14 protein-coding genes and 1 pseudogene are annotated in these 19,185 nt (G+C 41.0%); 9 read left to right on the forward strand and 6 right to left on the reverse strand.

Annotated features, from left to right (window positions below):
• Positions 1 to 31: 31 nt before the first annotated feature.
• The 3 genes from galE to T356_RS18425 all read left to right on the forward strand — a co-directional run bounded on the left by galE (position 32) and on the right by T356_RS18425 (position 3,025).
• Positions 32 to 1,048, forward strand: coding sequence for a UDP-glucose 4-epimerase GalE (gene galE, locus T356_RS0104980; protein WP_026513543.1), 1,017 nt, complete (start codon positions 32 to 34; stop codon positions 1,046 to 1,048).
• Between the two features lie 66 nt (positions 1,049 to 1,114).
• A complete protein-coding gene (locus tag T356_RS0104985; RefSeq protein ID WP_026513544.1) occupies positions 1,115 to 1,384 on the forward strand; it encodes a hypothetical protein in 270 nt (89 codons plus the stop codon).
• A 93-nt stretch (positions 1,385 to 1,477) separates the two neighbouring features.
• Positions 1,478 to 3,025, forward strand: a complete 1,548-nt coding sequence (locus T356_RS18425) for a S1C family serine protease (protein ID WP_051563158.1) — start codon at positions 1,478 to 1,480, stop codon at positions 3,023 to 3,025.
• 103 nt (positions 3,026 to 3,128) lie between these two features.
• Here the strand turns inward: T356_RS18425 and clpX are convergent, their stop codons facing one another.
• From clpX to T356_RS0105020, 6 genes are all read right to left on the reverse strand, one after another.
• Positions 3,129 to 4,703 carry an ATP-dependent Clp protease ATP-binding subunit ClpX gene (gene clpX / locus T356_RS0104995; RefSeq protein WP_026513545.1) on the reverse strand — a complete coding sequence of 525 codons (1,575 nt, stop codon included), beginning with the start codon at positions 4,701 to 4,703 and terminating at the stop codon, positions 3,129 to 3,131.
• Positions 4,704 to 4,727: 24 nt separating this feature from the next.
• Positions 4,728 to 5,666, reverse strand: a complete 939-nt coding sequence (arcC, locus tag T356_RS0105000) for a carbamate kinase (protein WP_026513546.1) — start codon at positions 5,664 to 5,666, stop codon at positions 4,728 to 4,730.
• Between the two features lie 88 nt (positions 5,667 to 5,754).
• Positions 5,755 to 7,671 carry a glycoside hydrolase family 2 protein gene (locus T356_RS0105005; protein ID WP_026513547.1) on the reverse strand — a complete coding sequence of 639 codons (1,917 nt, stop codon included), beginning with the start codon at positions 7,669 to 7,671 and terminating at the stop codon, positions 5,755 to 5,757.
• On the reverse strand, positions 7,658 to 8,398 hold the full coding sequence (locus T356_RS0105010) for a DUF975 family protein (protein ID WP_026513548.1): 741 nt from the start codon (positions 8,396 to 8,398) through the stop codon (positions 7,658 to 7,660). The genes T356_RS0105005 and T356_RS0105010 overlap by 14 nt, the downstream gene beginning before the upstream one ends.
• 18 nt (positions 8,399 to 8,416) lie before the next feature.
• On the reverse strand, positions 8,417 to 8,914 hold the full coding sequence (locus tag T356_RS0105015; protein WP_026513549.1) for a hypothetical protein: 498 nt from the start codon (positions 8,912 to 8,914) through the stop codon (positions 8,417 to 8,419).
• Between the two features lie 3 nt (positions 8,915 to 8,917).
• Positions 8,918 to 9,316, reverse strand: coding sequence for a hypothetical protein (locus tag T356_RS0105020; protein ID WP_026513550.1), 399 nt, complete (start codon positions 9,314 to 9,316; stop codon positions 8,918 to 8,920).
• A 217-nt stretch (positions 9,317 to 9,533) separates the two neighbouring features.
• Between T356_RS0105020 and T356_RS18430 the strand changes: the two are divergent.
• From T356_RS18430 to T356_RS0105055, 6 genes and pseudogenes are all read left to right on the forward strand, one after another.
• Positions 9,534 to 11,919: pseudogene (locus T356_RS18430) on the forward strand (Tex family protein); the annotation flags it as partial.
• 1,537 nt (positions 11,920 to 13,456) lie between these two features.
• Positions 13,457 to 14,299 carry a hypothetical protein gene (locus T356_RS0105035; RefSeq protein ID WP_026513551.1) on the forward strand — a complete coding sequence of 281 codons (843 nt, stop codon included), beginning with the start codon at positions 13,457 to 13,459 and terminating at the stop codon, positions 14,297 to 14,299.
• Positions 14,300 to 14,578: 279 nt separating this feature from the next.
• Positions 14,579 to 16,048, forward strand: coding sequence for a xylulokinase (gene xylB, locus T356_RS0105040; RefSeq protein WP_026513552.1), 1,470 nt, complete (start codon positions 14,579 to 14,581; stop codon positions 16,046 to 16,048).
• A gap of 110 nt (positions 16,049 to 16,158) precedes the next feature.
• On the forward strand, positions 16,159 to 17,238 hold the full coding sequence (locus T356_RS0105045) for a hypothetical protein (RefSeq protein WP_026513553.1): 1,080 nt from the start codon (positions 16,159 to 16,161) through the stop codon (positions 17,236 to 17,238).
• Between the two features lie 96 nt (positions 17,239 to 17,334).
• Positions 17,335 to 17,757, forward strand: a complete 423-nt coding sequence (locus T356_RS0105050) for a hypothetical protein (protein ID WP_026513554.1) — start codon at positions 17,335 to 17,337, stop codon at positions 17,755 to 17,757.
• Entirely contained in the window at positions 17,750 to 19,180 is a 1,431-nt protein-coding gene (locus tag T356_RS0105055) for a WG repeat-containing protein (RefSeq protein ID WP_026513555.1), read from the forward strand. Before T356_RS0105050 ends, T356_RS0105055 begins: the two co-directional genes overlap by 8 nt.
• Positions 19,181 to 19,185 lie beyond the last annotated feature (5 nt).

The following is a 19,185-nucleotide window of genomic DNA, read 5'->3' on the forward strand; positions in this document are numbered from 1 at the left end:
CCGAGTTTTATAACTGAAAGAAGGTAATATTATGACTATACTAGTTACAGGAGGAGCCGGATATATCGGTTCTCACACAGTTGTCGAACTACAGAACGCTGGTTATGATGTTGTTATTGTTGATAATCTTGCCAATGCGAGCAAGAAAGTAATTGGCAGGATAGAGGCAATTACAGGCAAAAAAGTACCTTTCTATGAGACAGATATCAGAGACCGTGAAGGTCTTAATGCAATCTTCGAAAAAGAGAAGATTGACGGAGTTATTCACTTTGCAGGACTCAAGGCTGTAGGTGAATCTGTTGAGAAGCCTTGGGAATATTATGAAAATAATATTTCAGGAACACTTACTCTTGTTGATGTAATGAGAAAACATAATTGCAAGAATATGATCTTCTCATCATCGGCGACAGTATACGGAGATCCTGCATTTGTACCGATCACCGAAGAATGTCCTAAGGGAGTTTGCACAAATCCTTACGGATGGACCAAGTCAATGCTTGAGCAGGTTCTTTCCGACATTTACAGAGCTGATAACGAGTGGAATGTAGTTCTTCTTCGTTACTTCAATCCTATCGGAGCTCACAAGAGCGGAACAATGGGAGAGAATCCTAACGGAATTCCGAACAACCTCATGCCTTACATTACTCAGGTTGCTGTTGGTAAGCTTCCTCATCTCAATGTATTTGGTAATGATTATGACACACCTGACGGAACGGGAGTGCGTGACTACATCCACGTTGTAGATCTTGCACTCGGTCATGTTAAGGCGCTCAAGAAGTTTGAGCCCGGAAGCGGACTTAATATCTACAACCTCGGAACAGGAGTTGGTTACAGCGTTCTTGATATAGTAAAGAACTTTGAAGAAGCTACCGGAGTTAAGATTCCTTATGAGATCAAACCCAGACGTGCAGGAGATATTGCAACGTGTTATTCTAATGCAGATAAAGCGGCAAAAGAGCTCGGTTGGAAGGCTCAGTACGGTATAAAAGATATGTGTGCGGACTCATGGAAGTGGCAAAGTCAGAATCCTAACGGATATGATGAATGATAAATTTATGCAGGTCGTATGTTCAAAAGAGCATGCGACCGATTTTGCATTCGAGCAGGAGACAAGATGTTTAGACTTTGGGTAAGACTGGTGGATGACAATCACCTGATAAAAGATATGGTTGTTTGCGATGAATCAACCGATACAAGAACACATAAAGTTATGAACGCTATTGAGAAGGCGTGCTATGAGATGGACCTTTCCAAGCCTATCTGGCTTGATAATATAGTAAAAGAATTCCAGATTCATTCGAAATGCCGTTTTAATAAAGACGCATTTATAGAACAGATTAATTTCGACTATATGGAAATTCAGGTTCTGGAAGAGGATTATTGACGTTATTTTTTTATAATAAAATAAACACAATTTCGACACATAATAAAACTATACTTAAATCTATAATATAGAAAAAGGAAGAAGGTAGATACTATGTATGATGATGCAACCAATGAACAGAGTGGTGTGAAACCGTCAAACTCATACAACAGTTATAACTACACGAATTATAATTATTCAGATGATAAGACATACAATGGAGATTTATCAGGAAAAAGCGTGTATGGCTATGGTAACGAAAATAGAGCATACGGTTCATACCAGTATTCAAATACAGGAAATGCAATGAATAATGGAATGCAGCGACCTCCGAGGAAGAAAACCGGACTTAAAGTAGTGGTTTCTTTGGTCGTTGTATTTGCGATATTGAGCGGAGTTGGTATCGGAGGATATCTCTTCCATACATTTAAGCATAATGTGAAGGTTACAACCGAAAAGGTTGAACAGACTACCGCGGAAGCAAGCACGGAAGCAACTCAGGCTGTTACACAGAACGATCAGAATAAGGTTGCCGCAACAGTTTCAGGTGAAGTAAAGGCTACAGTTACAGACGTTACAGGCGTTGTTCAGTCAGTAATGCCTGCAATGGTAATTATACATAACAACCAGAAGAGATCTGCAAACATCTTCGGATATGTTCAGACAGAAGAGGCAACAGCTTCAGGTAGCGGAATCATAGTAGGTCAGAACGATTCAGAGCTGCTCATCGCAACCAACTACCACGTTGTAGCTGAGGCAGATTCACTTGAAGTTATCTTTTCAGACGGTATGGCTGATGCAGATGGCGAGCAGAAATCAATCAAGGCAGATATCAAGGGACCCGATCCGGAGATGGATCTTGCGGTAATCGCAGTATCTCTTGAAGATATTCCTTCTGAAACACTTGCAAACATTAAGGTAGCAACACTTGGAGACAGCGATGCACTCACACTTGGTGAGCCTGCTATAGCAATCGGTAATGCACTTGGATATGGACAATCTGTTACAACAGGTGTTATTTCAGCCATCAACAGAAAGGTTGAGATTGAAGAGGGCGTATTCCAGACATTTATTCAGACAGATGCAGCTATTAACCCCGGTAACTCAGGTGGAGCACTTCTTAACATCCAGGGTGAAGTTATTGGTATAAATTCCAATAAGATCGGTGGAGAAGCAGTAGAAGGTATGGGTTATGCAATTCCTATCTCAGCAGCAAAGCCTAAGATTGAGGAACTTATGAACCAGGAGACCAAGAAGAAAGTAACCAACGAGAACAGAGGTTACCTTGGTATAAAGGGTGTTACTGTTACTTCGGATGTATCACAGATGTACGGACTTCCTCTCGGCGTATGTATCGCAGAGATAGTACCCGGAGGCGGAGCAGAGAAGGCAGGAATCAAGAAGGGGGATGTAATCGTTAAGTTTGATGGCAGTGAGATCAAATCAATGGATGTTCTTCAGTCCAAGCTTCAGTATTATGCGGCAGGAACTTCCGTAAATGTGACGGTTATGAGACCTAACGGTTCCGAATACGAAGAAGTGGAAGTGACTGTAGAGCTTGCTAAAGACAGTGGAAGTTCATCGGAAAGCGGTGAATCTTCATCGGGAGCAGAATCAGAATCTGAAACATCAGAAGATTCTCAGGAGAGCTCCGGAGGCTGATTGATATAGAATATATATTAGAGTAATAAATAAAGCTGTGAAAATGAGAAATGATCATTTTCACAGCTTTTTAATATCATAGGAAATTGCTTAAAACGACGTATCACACTAGCTTTGCCTGTTCTTTGTTAAACACAGGAAACTGAGGATGTATGCCTTCACCTCTTATCTCGATGACGGGTGATGCTTTTCCTTCGATATAGTCTCTTGTGATCGTCACACGTCCGATGTTGTCATCCTTAGGAATCTCATACATGATATCAAGCATGAAATCTTCTATGATGGCTCTGAGAGCACGTGCTCCCGTTTCTTTTTCCAAAGCCTTCTCAGCGATTGCCTCGAGTGCGCTGTCATCAAATCGAAGGTCAACCTCGTCAAGAGCAAGAAGCTTCTGGTACTGCTTGAGAATGGCATTCTTGGGCTCTTTGAGAATCTGAATGAGCATATCTTTTGTAAGAGCCTGCAATGTGCAGATGATCGGAAGTCTTCCCAGGAATTCAGGGATCATACCAAATTTCTTAAGGTCCTCAACAGTCACGTTTGAGAGAATATTGGGATCGTCTTCGTATTTATCCTTAAGATCGGCATCAAAACCGATTGATGTCTGCTTGTTAAGTCTCTGTGTGATTATGTCTTCAAGATCCGGGAAAGCACCGCCGCAGATAAACAGGATATTTCTTGTATTAACTGTGGCAAGAGGAACCATGGCATTCTTGCTGCCTGCTCCTACGGGAACCTCAACATTTGAACCCTCAAGAAGCTTAAGCATTCCCTGCTGAACAGATTCGCCGCTTACATCCCTTGCTGTTGTATTTTTCTTTTTGGCAATCTTATCTATCTCATCGATAAAGATAATGCCGTGTTCTGTCTTTTCTACATCATTTCCTGCAGCTGCAAGGAGCTTACTTACAACACTTTCGATATCGTCGCCGATGTAGCCTGCCTCTGTAAGTGATGTTGCGTCTGCGATCGCAAGCGGAACATCGAGAAGTTTGGCAAGAGTCTTAACAAGATAAGTCTTACCGCTACCTGTAGGTCCGAGGAGGAGAATGTTAGATTTCTCAATTTCAATCTCATCCATGGTATCTGTGGCAACTCTCTTATAGTGGTTGTAAACCGCAACAGACATGACTTTTTTGGCCTTGTCCTGACCGATAACAAATTCATCAAGTTTAGCCTTGATCTTGTGAGGCGCGGGAATATCTTTGATGTCGATTATGGGCTTGGATTTTGCTTCGCTCTTTTTTTTGATCTTCTGAGAGTTGGGAATTCCGCCCATATTAAAATCACCGGGCATATCACCTAAGTTAAAGAATCCCACATTCGGGAATGTGCCCATGTTTTTGTTGAGTTCCCCCATAAGATTGGGGTTATTCAGAAGATTCTGATAATCAAACTGAGTGACTGTATCCATAGTCTTGCGCATACAGTCTTCACAGATGCATATATTGTTGGGAAGATGGAACATCTTGCCCGCCTTGCTCTCAGGTCTTCTGCATACGAAACAAACATCTTCAAATTCAGGCTTGTCATTGTTATCGTTATTAGCGTTGTTGTTATTGTTGGCGCTGTTTTCGCCTGTTGAGTTGTCTGAAGTGTTGTCGTTTGTGTCTTTGTTATTCAATTCTTCATCTTTGACTTCTCTGAAGTCGAAGTTATCGTCTCTGTTATCTTCCATATTTTCTCCATTAAGGAAAAGAGCTCACTCGAAGGTAATGAATGTACCTGCTTTTCCCTTAAGTGCATCGGAAACAGAGGCAAGAGAGGTGATGAGAACAGAACCGTCGTGGTTTGATTCCAAGAACTCTATTGCTGCCTTGATCTTGGGAAGCATGTCAACTTCACCAAATTCGCCTGCTTCGATGTACTCTTTTGCATTTTTAATGTTCATTTTAAGGATGGGTTCCTGATCATCCTTACCAAAATTCTTGTAAACATAAGGAACCGATGTGAGAATGATAAGTCTGTCAGACTTAAGGTCTGCTGCGAGCTTTCCGGCGATAGCATCCTTCTCGATTACAGCTGAAGCTCCTTTGAGCACGTGGCCCTGCTCGATTACGGGGATTCCGCCTCCGCCGCATGCGATTACTTCCTGGCCTGCATCAACAAGAGTTCTGATAGCATCGATCTCAACGATCTCGATGGGATTCGGAGCTGCAACGATTCTTCTGTAGCCCTTTCCGGGATCCTCTTTTACAAAGTTACCTTTTTTGATCTCTGTATCGGCATCTTCTTTAGACATATAACGTCCGATTGCTTTGGTCGGAGCGTAGAAAGCTTCATCGTAAGGATCTACGGTAACCTGTGTAAGGATAGTGCTGACAGGTTTGGAGATTCCTCTGCTTGTGAGCTCTGTCTTTAAAGAATTCTGAATATCATAGCCTACATATCCCTGGCTCATTGCGTTACATACGCACATGGGAGCGGATGTGTAATCGATATACATTCTGTGAAGCTCAGTCATTGCCTTGTGGATCATGCTGACCTGAGGTCCGTTACTGTGAGTTATAACAAGCTGATAGCCTGCTTCTATAAGGTCGGCGAGTGCTTTTGCCGTAAGCTTTGTGGCATTTCTTTGTTCATGTGTAGTAACACCCAGTGCTTCATGTCCGAGAGAAACTACTGCTTTGATGTTTTCCATGTTGTCCTCATTTCCGCACGTCGAGCGTGCTTAATATAAAGATAGAACTATTTTACAATAACTGTGTCTGATTTGGAAGAAAAACCCGTCATCCCCGGTGTAGCCTGTTATATACGTTAGGATCAAGATCGGGGTTAACTTTGGTCATTTTTCTGTCGTAAGTCATAAGGCCGTTTACTTCCTCTTCGACGTCGCTGACCTGAGTATATACCGCTCCGGAAAGCCCCTTTGAGATAAGAGGAATAATATTTGCATTTATCACGTTGTAATAAGCAACGCCCAGAGCTTCGAGAGTATCATATTTTTTGTAACCAAATACCCTGTCTACGCTTGAATGACCGTCTATGTGGCAGGTAAAACCGCCGTATTCCGAGATTACAAAAGCTCTGTTCTTGGGATCTTTTTCGACTGAAAGAGGTCTGAAGTAGTTGTGTACGCTTCTGAAGTCTCCGCTTCCTTCGTCGAACCATCCGCTGGCCTGATCGATAGGCCTTGTCTTGTCGAGCTCTTTCGCCATAACAGTGGCACCTGCGGCGTTGAACTGGCCCCATCCCTCATTGAACAGCACCCAAGTAGCTATTGAGGGTACGCTGTAGAGATAACGGATGGTATTCTGCATCTCGTTAAGCCACTCTCTGCGACCTTCGGCCGAGTGTCTTGAGAAGGTCTTGTAATATGCGGGACCGTCCGACATTCTTCCGAATACTTTTGGGAAAAGAGTCGGAAGATAGGAAACCATGGGCTTTGCGTAGGATGAGCCTCCGCTTACCATGTCCTGCCATACTATCATTCCAAGTCTGTCGCAGTGATAGTACCAACGCGCGGCTTCGATCTTTACATGTTTTCTCATCATGTTGAAATGAAGCCTTTTCATCTCGGTTATGTCGAATATAAGTGCTTCATCCGAAGGTGCGGTGTAGAGACCGTCCGGCCAGTAGCCCTGATCGAGAACTCCCATGAGGAAGTAGGGCTTGTGGTTAAGGAAGAAGCGCATATTGTCATTATCATCTTTTTCTATGGTAAAAGATCTCATGGCGAAGTAAGATTCAATCTTGTCATCGCCTGCTTCAATATGCAGCGGATACAGATAAGGATCTTCAGGAGTCCACAAGTGAGCGTTGTCAATTTCAAAAGAGAACTTGTAGCCTTCCGGAGCAAATTCTTTTACGCCTGCTTCGTTAGAAGGGTAAGTGTCCGATGAATAAAGCTCTTCGCGTTCAAAGTTAATGCGTTCGCCGGATTTATCGGATATCTTCACATCATGCCCCGGAATGGTGATATTGACGTCACAGGGCTTGTTTGTCGAAACTTCAATCGTTACGCTCTTCAGATCCTGAGAGGGTGTTACGATAAGCTCTCTTACGTATGTCTCCGGAACTTCTTCAATCCACACGGTCTGCCAGATTCCGCTTTGTGCGGTGTAGTACATACCGCCTCTTCTGAGTGTCTGCTTACCTCTGCTGTGGTAGGAACTGTCGCTGGTATCTCTTACTTTCACATTCAGAAGCGTTTCAAGTGCGCAGCCGTCTGAGAATTTCAGATAATCTGTTATATCCATGGTAAAAGGAAGATAGCCGCCACCATGAGATCCTACAAATCTGGAATTTATATACACTTCGGCAAATTGATCGACCGCTCCGAAATGCAGGAGAAATCTGGAGTTCTGATATTTCCTTTTAAGTGGTGGAAGTACCTTTTTGTACCAGAGAACCTGGTCGGGAAGAAGTCTTTTTTCAACACCTGATAAAAAACTCTCGGGTGAAAAAGGTACGAGAATCTCGCCGTCTGTATCTGCGGGAAGTACGTTTGCGGATATGTCACTGACAATCTTGTATTCCCAGATACCGTTTAAATTTAAAAAATCGTCCCTTACAAAGCGGGGCCTTGGATATTCGGGAAGAACGTTGTCTTTGTCGAGGTTTTCTCCCCATGTAGTGTAAAGTCTGTTAAGCACATCGTCCTCGTGAGGCTTGTCGATTGCTTTTATTGCGTCAATTAAGTCCATTTTCAACCTTTCCTGTGTTTGATGCAGCGATCAGATCTTGATAGAACGCTGTCAGTGTTGCATATCTGTAGACAGAAATCCACAAAAGAGGGATGAAAAAGGTCAAGCATCCGAAAATGATAAGCGGAATGAAGCTTACATGCAGATAGAAGAGCTTAAACTTGTTTCCCTGCATAAGTGTTTTGCTGTAAGCAAGGAGTTCTTTTGCCGATCTGTCGGGATAATCATGTAAAAGATAAAATGCCTGCGAATATGTAAGTGATACATATACATTTACTATCATGCCGAGTGCGATTGCGATAAATAGCGCGAAGCGGACGTAGTTAGATGAATCAGGCGTCAATATAAATAAGATAATCGAAATGGGAAGACTTGAGATAAAGTCAACCAGTACAAAGACTAATTGAATCTTGACCGCTTTATCAGGGTGCTGTTTGAGTCCGAAGAAAACGTCACTTGCGGAAACTGTCTGCGAATAAATGAGATTCATGTACAGATAAGCTTTTCCCGAGACCAGAATTCCCAATAGAACGCTGACAATAAAGATGATAATTTCATTTATTGCAAATATAATAAGGCTACGTGAGTCGGATACTGTAACAATACCCGATATAGCCGTTTGAAGAACGAATATTATAATATTGGCTAAGATCAAAGTGCCGTATTTATCAAGAGATCTTTCTTTTGCGATAGCTTTTAATTCTGCTGATGTCTTAAGATTAGTCATTAGTTAATTGCTCCCAACTTACCCCGCGAGGTCGATATTTGCACCGACAAGTCCCTGGCGGTGCATTGCTTTGCGTTCTTTTTCATATGGATTGTCTTCATTTTCATAGCGGATCTTGGTGGTTGTCGTTCCTCCGCAGACATAGGTTCTGCCGCATTCCGGACAGATCGCGGTCTTTATTGCGACCGAAGCCTGAAGGACTTTGCCGTTGTTCATTGCGGCGTCCTTATAGGCGTTACTTACGTGCTCTGCTTCGTGTCCGCGCACTCTCGCAGGAGCGGACTGCGGACTGATGTGCTGAGCGCTCTTAAAGGAAACCATCTCATCCGAACCGTCCTGGTACTTACGATTCTTGCAGGTTTCGCACTCTGCCGGAGATGATATCCTGCCCGGTGCCTTCTCAGTGGAGACATTGGGATTCAATATTGGTTTGTTGCCTGCTGCGGCACTTGTGCCGAGCGCGGCGGCAGATCTGTAAGGCACATATCCGCTGCCAACCGCACCGATAATACTCATAAACTACCTCGATTCCAGTTCTTTTAACATATCATCAAAACTTATTCCGTTCATCTGCTCGGACATAGTGTTTAACTGCTGGCGATATTCAGGGTTGGTCAATATCGTGTGTACGCTGGTTATCATAACGAAGTAACCAAGGACGACTCCGATTGTTCCGAATATAAGAGCTTTTTTGGCCTGCGGAAGAAATGTCTTCATTGCTCCCTTGGACAAAAGAGCCAGAACGATCGCAACACCTCCCAGAATTATTGAGGTATAAAAAATAAAGCAAAGCGGGATTGAAAACATCCCCAGAACTCTGGCAAAAGAAGCAAGCGAAACATGCTTGTCCAACTCGTTATGCGCTTTGTTGTAGTTATAGTTGTTATAGTAGTACTTCTCGTCGTCGTTTTCTGCCATTATATTATGAATTACTCCTCTTAAAGGTTTCGTCAGTTACTTAAATTTTAGTATAAAACCCCTTATTTTACAATGCTTCGACATTTTAAGGACTCTTGAAATACGTCCGCAAGGCTTGGTATAATATGGAAGTGTGTGATTTATGAAAAATTAATCGAAAGTTATTGTTTTTATCATAAATTCGGCATGCAAAGCATATATATACTGCGAGGTAGGTATGGATATAGTTGTAAAGATAAAAGAAGAGCTTAATGTAGAAAAGTGGCAGGTTGAAGCCGCAATTAAGCTGATTGATGAAGGTAATACCATTCCCTTTATCTCACGTTACAGAAAGGAAGTAACAGGCTCATTAAACGACGAGCAGCTTCGTAACCTTGATGAAAGGCTTAAGTACCTTAGAGGACTTGAGGAGCGAAGAGAGCAGGTTCTTGCTTCTATCGAGGAGCAGGGCAAGATGACGGATGAGCTCAAGGCCAAGATCATTGCGGCTGAGACAATGGTTGCAATTGAAGACTTGTATCTTCCTTATCGTCCCAAGAGAAAGACAAGGGCGAGCATTGCCAGAGAGAAAGGACTTGAGGGATTATCCGAGATCATTCTTGCGCAGGAGATCACAGGCTCTTTGGAAGAAGCGGCTAAAGCTTTCGTTGACGCCGAGAAGGGTGTGGAAGACGAAAATGAGGCTATCCGCGGAGCAATGGATATTATCGCCGAAGATATTTCGGACAACGCCGACTATCGTACGTATATAAGAGAAGCTACAATGGAGAACGGTATCCTTGTCGGAAGAGCCAAGGATGAGAAGGCTCAGAGCGTTTATGAAATGTATTACGACTACGACGAACCTGTAAAGAAGGTTCTGGGACACAGAGTACTTGCCCTTAACAGAGGTGAGGCCGAGAAGTTCCTTGTGGTCAAGATACAGGCTCCTGAGGAAGATATCCTCAGATATCTTAATACAAAACTTATTAAAAAAGATAATCCGGTGACTACTCCGGTCATCGAAGAAATAACAAGAGATGCCTATGAGAGATTGATAGCACCTGCTATTGAAAGAGACATCAGAAATGAGCTTACAGAGAACGCCGAGGACGGTGCAATTTCAGTATTTGGTAAGAATCTTACCCAGCTCCTTATGGCACCTCCCATCGTAGGAAAGACTGTCCTTGGTTGGGATCCCGCGTTCAGAACGGGATGTAAGCTTGCGATAGTTGATGCAACCGGAAAAGTGCTTGATACAAAGGTTATTTATCCCACAGCACCTCAGAACAAAGTTGAGGAAGCCAAGGCAGATCTTAAGAAACTTATAGATAAATATAACGTAGATCTTATTTCTGTAGGAAACGGAACAGCTTCAAGAGAGTCTGAACAGGTTATTGTAGAGCTTATAAAAGAACTCGATAGACCGGTTCAGTATGTAATCGTAAATGAAGCCGGTGCGTCTGTTTATTCTGCAAGTAAACTTGCAACCGAGGAGTTTCCACAATTCGATGTTGGACAGAGAAGCGCGGCATCTATAGCAAGACGATTGCAAGATCCTCTTGCAGAACTTGTTAAGATCGATCCCAAGTCAATCGGTGTCGGTCAGTATCAGCATGATATGAATCAGAAAAAACTCGGCGAGACACTTGAAGGTGTTGTCGAGGACTGTGTTAATAAAGTAGGTGTAGATCTTAATACTGCATCTGCACCTCTTCTTCAGTATATTTCAGGTATTTCCAAGGCTATTGCCAAGAATATCGTTGATTACAGAGAAGAGAACGGTAAGTTCAAGAGCAGGGAAGAGCTCCTTAAAGTTCCGAAGCTCGGACCCAAGGCATATGAGCAGTGCGCCGGATTCCTCAGAATTGCTGACGGAGAGAACCCTCTTGATGCAACAAGTGTGCATCCAGAGTCATACGAGGCAACACTTAAGCTTATGGATAAGCTTGGAATAACATTTGATGATGTTCGCGCAGCGCAGAAGAACGCAGCAAAAGCAGTTCTTGAAAAGCCCGCTGCACGTCCCGAGAATAAACCAGCACCCAAGAAAAAGCCCAAGCAGGTTGTTATCAAGAACACCAATACAGCTATGGGTGCAGCTCTTGCAGCAGCACTTGCGGGAAGCAATCTTGCTGTTGTTGAAGATGATACAAATGCTAAGAGCAAGAATAATGCCGCTTCAAAGGCAAATGACAATAACGGAGCAGCTAAGGAAGGCGTTTCTACAGGTTCTCTTTCACACAAGATCACAGAGAGCGAGAAGAAGAAACTTTCTGAGGAACTTGGAGTAGGTGAGATCACTCTTACCGATATTCTCAGCGAGCTTGAGAAGCCCTCAAGAGATCCTCGTGAGAGCATGCCTGCACCTATTCTTAGAAGTGACGTTCTTGATATGAAAGATCTTAAGCCCGGAATGGTGCTTAAAGGAACTGTGCGCAATGTAATCGACTTTGGTTGTTTCGTAGATATCGGAGTTCATCAGGACGGACTTGTTCATATCTCACATATCACAGACAGATTCATCAAGCATCCGCTTGAGGCTGTGAGCGTAGGAGATATCGTAGATGTTCAGGTTCTTGATGTAGAAGTTGATAAGAAGAGAATCTCTCTTTCAATGAAGCTAAGAGACCCTGCCCAGGTAGCTGCAGAGGCAGCAGAAAAAGCTGCAAAGAGACCTGCCCAGGAAGCCGCAAAGGCAGCAGAGAGAAAGGCAAGAGACGAAGAGGCCAGGAAGGCCGCAAAAGCCGCAGCTCCCGCAAGAAAGTCTGTAGTTAAGAAGACTACGGTTAAGAAGACGGAGACTTCTGCAAGCACAGCAAAGACTGCCGGAAGTGCAGAGACTGCTGCAAAAACTGCTAAGTCTGTTGCAGGAGAGGCATCAGGTTCTGTGAAGAAAGCAGCCGGCAAACCCGCAACCGCTACTGCACCGGCAACCGGAGATGCTCCGGCACCCGCTAAGAAATTCAAGAAAAAAGGCATTGTTATCTTTAAAGGTAATGCAAACGATTAATAAAATGTGAGTTAGCAAGACACCACACTAGTATTTGAAGTATTTGTGTTAATGAGATCATTCCCGATTGGCTTTGGCCGGTCGGGAATTTTTATACCATTGTTATCTTAGTGAGCTAAGAGCCCGTTCTTTAATTATTAAAGGCGTTCTGCTATTTTAAGTTTTGCTTGCTAATTATAGATAATGGAAATATAATGTTTTTCAGACGTTTTTTGAACGTGTTATAGAGCAGAGTGCGGTAGGTAAATGCTGCACTACTCGAATTTTCTTGTTACGACTTGATTTTGGTAATTCAATTCAAAGCGTACATCTTGCCGGTTCGGGCATGTTTTCTTTTTGTTGATTTATGTGGTGTTTTGGGATAACGTATGTTTTTTAATTTGGGAATCTTTGCGCCTATGCGCTATATGAGTAGGAATGTCGAGCTTGGCTGGAATTGGCAGTGGACTTGGCTGGAATTGGCGTTGGACTTGGCAGGGGAGCTACAGATAAGTATTGCACAAGTAGTTTAGATTATCGGTTATTTAAGATTTTTCATTGAGAGTGTCAGTGAAAATGCGGCCAGAATTTGGATAGATATTATGGAGCACAGATAGGTAATACGCAAGGGCCTGCATTTATCTGGGATTTTGAGAAGGTTTTCGGAGAAAATTGGAGAATTTACAGATAAAAAATCCGTAAGGTGGGGTGTTTATCTGTGTATTTATGATTTTTTTTCAGAAAAATTACTGTAAAACACAGATAGAACAAGCAAATGGCGCTGTTTTAATCTGGGAATTTGATCGCATCAGCTATAAAGAAGTGCTGAAAATACAGATAAAGCAGTTATGCTAAGTATTTTTTATCTGGAACTCCGTCCGTATGTCTCATGAAAATCCTAGAAAAACACAGATAAATCATGTATATGGATTGATTCTAATCTGGGATTGCAAATTTTACCAAAGAATTATGATTAGTGAATTGGAAAGAACCACGAAGAAAGAAAATCAAGAAAAGGAAAGACACAGATAAATCGGTAGCAGTTAAGTGATTAAGCTGTGGAATCAAAAACAGGTAAAAATAATAATAGATAAAAAATATTAGGAATGGGAAAGGCGCTTCTATTCTCGGAATAGTGAACCGTTACCCAAGAAAGTTAGGAGTAAAAAATGTTACAGATTCAAGATATAATGCAAACTTTGGAAGAAAGGCAAAAGGAGCTCGGAAGAGTAGTTTCTATTGGAAAGAGAGCTAAGATGGATTTACCGCATGGAAGGCTAAGAATTAATCATAACAAAGGAGTTGTGGAATATTACCGAATCACTGAGAAGAATGACACTTGCGGGAAATATTTGAAGAAGAGCGACAAAGCGATTATAAGAAATCTTGCTCAAAGAGAATATATTGATAAGCAGTTAAAAAGCGCGAATGTCGAGCTTGAGGAGATTGAAAGAATAATTAAAGCATTGCAAAAGATAGTTAGTAAGGGGACAAGCGGGAAAGAGATCCTTTATAAATCCGACAGTGTTTATTCCTTGATGAGCGATGAGAGGAAGGCGCTTATTGAACCTATGCTTATGAGCAATTATGAATATGCATTGAAATGGGAAAAAGAGGAATACAAGAAAAATGAATTTAAAACGGAAGAAAAGGTTTATTCAACTAAGAAAGGTGACATGGTGAGATCTAAGTCTGAAGCAATGTTGGCTGATATGTACTATGATTTGGGAATTCCTTATCGCTATGAAGCTGAGCTTCGGCTCAAAAGTGGAAGGACAACCTATCCGGACTTTACCATTCTTAATGTGACAAACAGACAGGAAATATACCATGAGCACATGGGACTTATAGATGATGAAGAATACAGATTTCATAATCTTCGGAAAATAGAAGAGTATAGAAAAAATGGAATTTTTACAGGGAAGAATCTTTTTATAACATATGAGTCGGGTGGCTGCCCGCTAAATATACGGGAAATTGCAAAATGTGTGAGATGGATTCTGGGTATGTGAGAAATGATTTTTTACAGATATTAAATAGTAAAAGATAAGATTGTTACGGTAAAAAAGAGTTATTATAAGCAGAATTAGTGCTTAATAGGGCTTTGAGCATTATAACAATATTTAGTTAGGTAACAGCAAAAAATGGCGTGAATAGTAATAAGGAAATAGGTATAATGGATATGTATAATGCCGTAAAAAGAGAATTCTTATTTATTAAGGGCATCATATAGTGTAAATAATATGTCGGCGCCTGCCGGAGGCGCTTATATATTTAATAGGAGGTTACATATGCTTTATATTGGAGTAGATTTGGGAACGTCATCGGTTAAGCTCGTGCTTATGGATGAGACAGGTAAGATTCACGGAACAACATCAAGGGAGTACAAACTTTACTTCCCTCAGCCCGGCTGGTCAGAGCAGAATCCTGCTGACTGGTACAACGAGGCTATTGCAGGACTTAAGGATCTTCTTAAGGATGTTGATAAGTCAGAAGTTGCAGGTATCAGCTTCGGTGGACAGATGCACGGTCTTGTAATTCTTGATGAGAACGATGAAGTTATCCGTCCCGCAATTCTTTGGAATGACGGAAGAACTCAGAAACAGGTTGATTATCTCAACAACGAGATCGGAAAAGAGACTCTTTCTAAGTACACTGCAAACATCGCATTTGCAGGATTTACAGCACCCAAGATCCTTTGGGTAAAAGAGAATGAGCCCGAGAACTTCAAGAAGATCAAGAAGATCATGCTTCCCAAGGATTATCTTGCATATAAGTTATCAGGAACATTCTGCACAGATTATTCTGATGCTTCAGGAATGCTTCTTTTGGACGTTAAGAACCGTAAGTGGTCAAAAGAGATGTGTGATATCTGCGGAATCACAGAAGATATGCTTCCACAGCTCTTTGACAGCTTTGAGAAAGTCGGCGAGTTAAAGCATGAGCTTGCTGCAGAACTCGGACTTAAAGACGGTGTTGTTATAGCAGCAGGTGCCGGCGACAATGCGGCAGCAGCTGTAGGAACAGGAACAGTTGGAAACAACAAGTGCAATATCTCACTTGGAACCAGCGGAACAATCTTCATGTCTTCTGACAGCTTTGCAGTAGACAGCAACAATGCACTTCATTCATTTGATCACGCTGACGGACACTTCCATCTTATGGGATGCATGCTCAGCGCAGCAAGCTGCAATAAGTGGTGGATGGATGAAATCCTTAAGACTAAGGATTATGCTGATGAGCAGAAGGGAATCGACAAGCTTGGTGAGAACCATGTATTCTTCCTTCCTTATCTTATGGGTGAGAGATCTCCTTGGAACAATCCTAATGCTCGTGCTACTTTCACAGGTATCACAATGGATACAACAAGAGAGGATATGACACAGGCAGTTCTTGAAGGTGTTGCATTCGCAACAAGAGATATGTATGAAGTTGCCAAGAGCATCGGAGTAGCTCCCAAGAGAACAATGATCTGTGGTGGCGGTGCTAAGAGCCCTCTTTGGAGAAGAATGATCGCTAACATCCTCAACGTAGAAGTTGATGTTCCTTCATGCGAAGAAGGTCCCGGAATGGGCGGCGCTATGCTCGCTATGGTTGCATGCGGAGCATACAAGAGCGTAGAAGAGGCTGCAGCAGCTATCGTTAAGGTAGACAAGACTGAGAAGCCCGATCCTGAGCTCGTTGCCAAGTACGAAGCAAGATATCAGCAGTTCAAGAATATTTATCCTGCTCTTGCTGATACATTTGACAAGATTATATGATAAAATACATAGTGTTTTTAGGGAAACACTAGAATATAACAGACATGAGAAATTCCCAGCCAATGCAGGTTGGGAATTTTTTTGTCCATAAATTGGAGAGAGTTTAAAGAATGAAAACAGTGGAAGAGAGAATTAAAGATTTAAAGAAACTTGCTATGATTTATCTTTTTCTGGGGATAGTTTGGGCTGTATTTTTGATTGTTGCGGAAAAGACAGGTTGGGTGAATTTTCGAGGAGATGTAAGTGAGTATAAGGGATATGGAATGACTTATGACTCAATTTGTTTTTTGAATGACGCGGATTTTAAATTGCCATATAAAGTCAATAATTACTTATCTGCAAAAGATGGTGTGTTTACAGAAGTTGTTGCAGCTGATAATTGGGATTCGGTTGGTATGGATGATTTTCGACTGGATTATGAAAATGTGGATGATAATTTAATGATTTTTCATGATCACATAGAGGAAAGATATTTTTTGATGGAAAAAGATGGGAAAGTGTTATTTGTTTCCCCGTATCGTATTAGTACTTACTATTACGAAGACTATGGCTTATTTAGTCTTAGCGGCTATGCGTTGATAGATAAAGAAGGAAACCGGGTTTTAAAAGAAGAATGGTACGATGAAGTAGGTATTTGGAATGGAAAAATAATAGTTAAAACGAATGACTACCCGAATAAGCGCTATGGTTTATACGATCTGAACGGCAACTGTATTGTAGAGCCTGTTTGTGTAGACATGGAATACGGTAAAGGTTGGTTTTATTTTAAGTATCCGGATGGGGATTATAGATTGCTTGATGGTGAAGGCAACGATGTTGAGATTAAAGGCGGTTTTAAGGATTTAAAATATGTTTCTTGTGAAAAAGATGGTTTACCGGATCATTATTTCATAGTACAGGATAATGATGAGAAGTGGTATACCTGTGATGAAGTAGGAAATGAGTACATGTCAGAGAGGTATGATGAGTTAGTATCAGAGGACGAAAATATTGGAAATTTCGGAATACTGATTGCGGAAAAAGATGGAAAAAAAGGAATTGTAAATGCGCTTAATGGTGAGGTAATACTGGATATAAATTACAAATCTTTGCAGGTATATCAGATTAATAAAGATGAGGAAGATCCGAACTATATAATCGGAGTAACTACTATGGATGATAAAGTTGGTATAGTTTCGTTGGATAATTAGGTTATAGTAGAACCGAATTATAAAGACGTGTCTTTCTTTTGTGCGATTAGAGGAAAAGATAATAAACCACAGGATTGTTTGTTTAAAGTGACCACAATGGATAATATGGTTGGAATGGTTACTATGAACAAAGGCATAGCTGTCGAGCCGGCTTATAAAGATATCGATATAGTGTTTAATACGAGCAAGGAACAAAAGAACAGTTCTTATGCAAAGTATGCATATATACTTACCACAATGGACGATAAAATTGGGATATATACTGAAGAAGACGGCTTTTTTGCAGAACCGACGGATCTTATTAATGAAAAGGGAGAGTATTATTACTTTGATGAGCGTGATGTAGCATGTTTTGATTCAAAAGAAAGTAATATTAAAGTGGTAATTCCAAAAGGAAAAGTGCCATTTACAATAAAGAATCCATATGGATTGAAGTTTCATAAGGAGTACATTGAGGTGCATGAAACTTTTGACGACTCTTATTATTTAACTTATGACGGAGAAAAATATAATGGTTAACATAGATAACATAATTAAGAAATCAGAAAAATATCTGAAGTACATGCCGGTATTATATGCACTTTATTTGCCGCTGGATTTTTTTATACATGTATATCAAGTAAACGAAGGGGCTATTGCACCTTTTGTGATGAATGTATTAGATCTTTTGCGAGTGTTTGTTATTGCTGCTTTTTCGTTCTATGTTATGAAAACATATGAAGACTATGAGGAAAAAATAGTAAAGCATCCCGGTGCAAGGTTGATGACATTTGCAGGAGCTTCATTCCTGGAATGGATTTTTAATGTAATGATGTCAGATGCATATGTTGAAGCTTATTCTCATAAATCATTTTTTGTAGTATTTGGTCTTTTAACTGTGATCGGTTTTTACATGGAATTTAGGGCATTTTATAGTGTCTCTAAAATGTGTGGGAATTTTATTATTTTTTGCTGGTTGGGAATAAATGGATTATTGGTAGTTAGGTGCTGGAAGGTATACATTAATGAAACTCATGATTTGGTTCCTTTAATTATTTTTATGGTTGCTGTCAGAGCCATCATAAGAGCAGCGATTATATTTAAATTTGCAAAAAAACAAGCAGTTGTTGAAGATACATCTGTAGAAGAGTCATCTTTAGAGGAGTCAGAGACAGAAGATGTGCCGGAAACAGTGGAAGAGGATTTCATTAAAAAATTAAATGGAATGCTCAAGGCGTTTGTTATTACAGGAATAAGTCTTGGTGTTTTTTTGATTATAGCGGATAAGGCGCAGCTGGTAGATTTTCGTGGTATTGAAGATGACTACTCAAGCAAACATTGTGAGTCACTGAAAAATAGTGATATTGTGCTTCCATATAAATACTATAATTTATTATCTGCAAAAGAAGGTGCTTGGACGGAATTCACACACTTTTCTGATTATAAAGAAGCCGGTAAGAGGGCACTTCATCCAGGCTATGAATATGTGGATGATCGGTATATGGTGCTTTATGATGGGGTGGAAGAAGGCTATGGAATTACAGATGGAAAAGGGAATTGGCTAATAGAGCCGAAATATCAAAGTATCAGAACGGATTATTATGAAAAATACGGTGTTTTGATTTTGAGAGATTATTCGCTTGAAAAGGGCGGAACGGCAGTTGTGGACAGAGATTTGAATTATCTTGTATCAGGTTATCGGGAAATAGATATAGTAAATGAAAAGATAATGGTAAAAAATTATGATTGGGATACACATAGTGATAAATGTGGTCTATACGATCTTAATGGTAATTTGATATTGGAACCTAAATATAAAAAAATTGAGATCAGGAATGATAATTTATTGGATGTAACAGACGAAAACGATAGCCATATGGTGCTTGACAGTGAAGGTAATAAAGTGGATGTTAGCAAAATCGCTGATTTGAATGCAGATGAAGATGATGAGGATGAAAATTAACGGAA

Origin of the sequence: Butyrivibrio sp. LB2008 (genome assembly GCF_000621565.1) — a bacterium.
Lineage (GTDB): Bacteria > Bacillota > Clostridia > Lachnospirales > Lachnospiraceae > Butyrivibrio.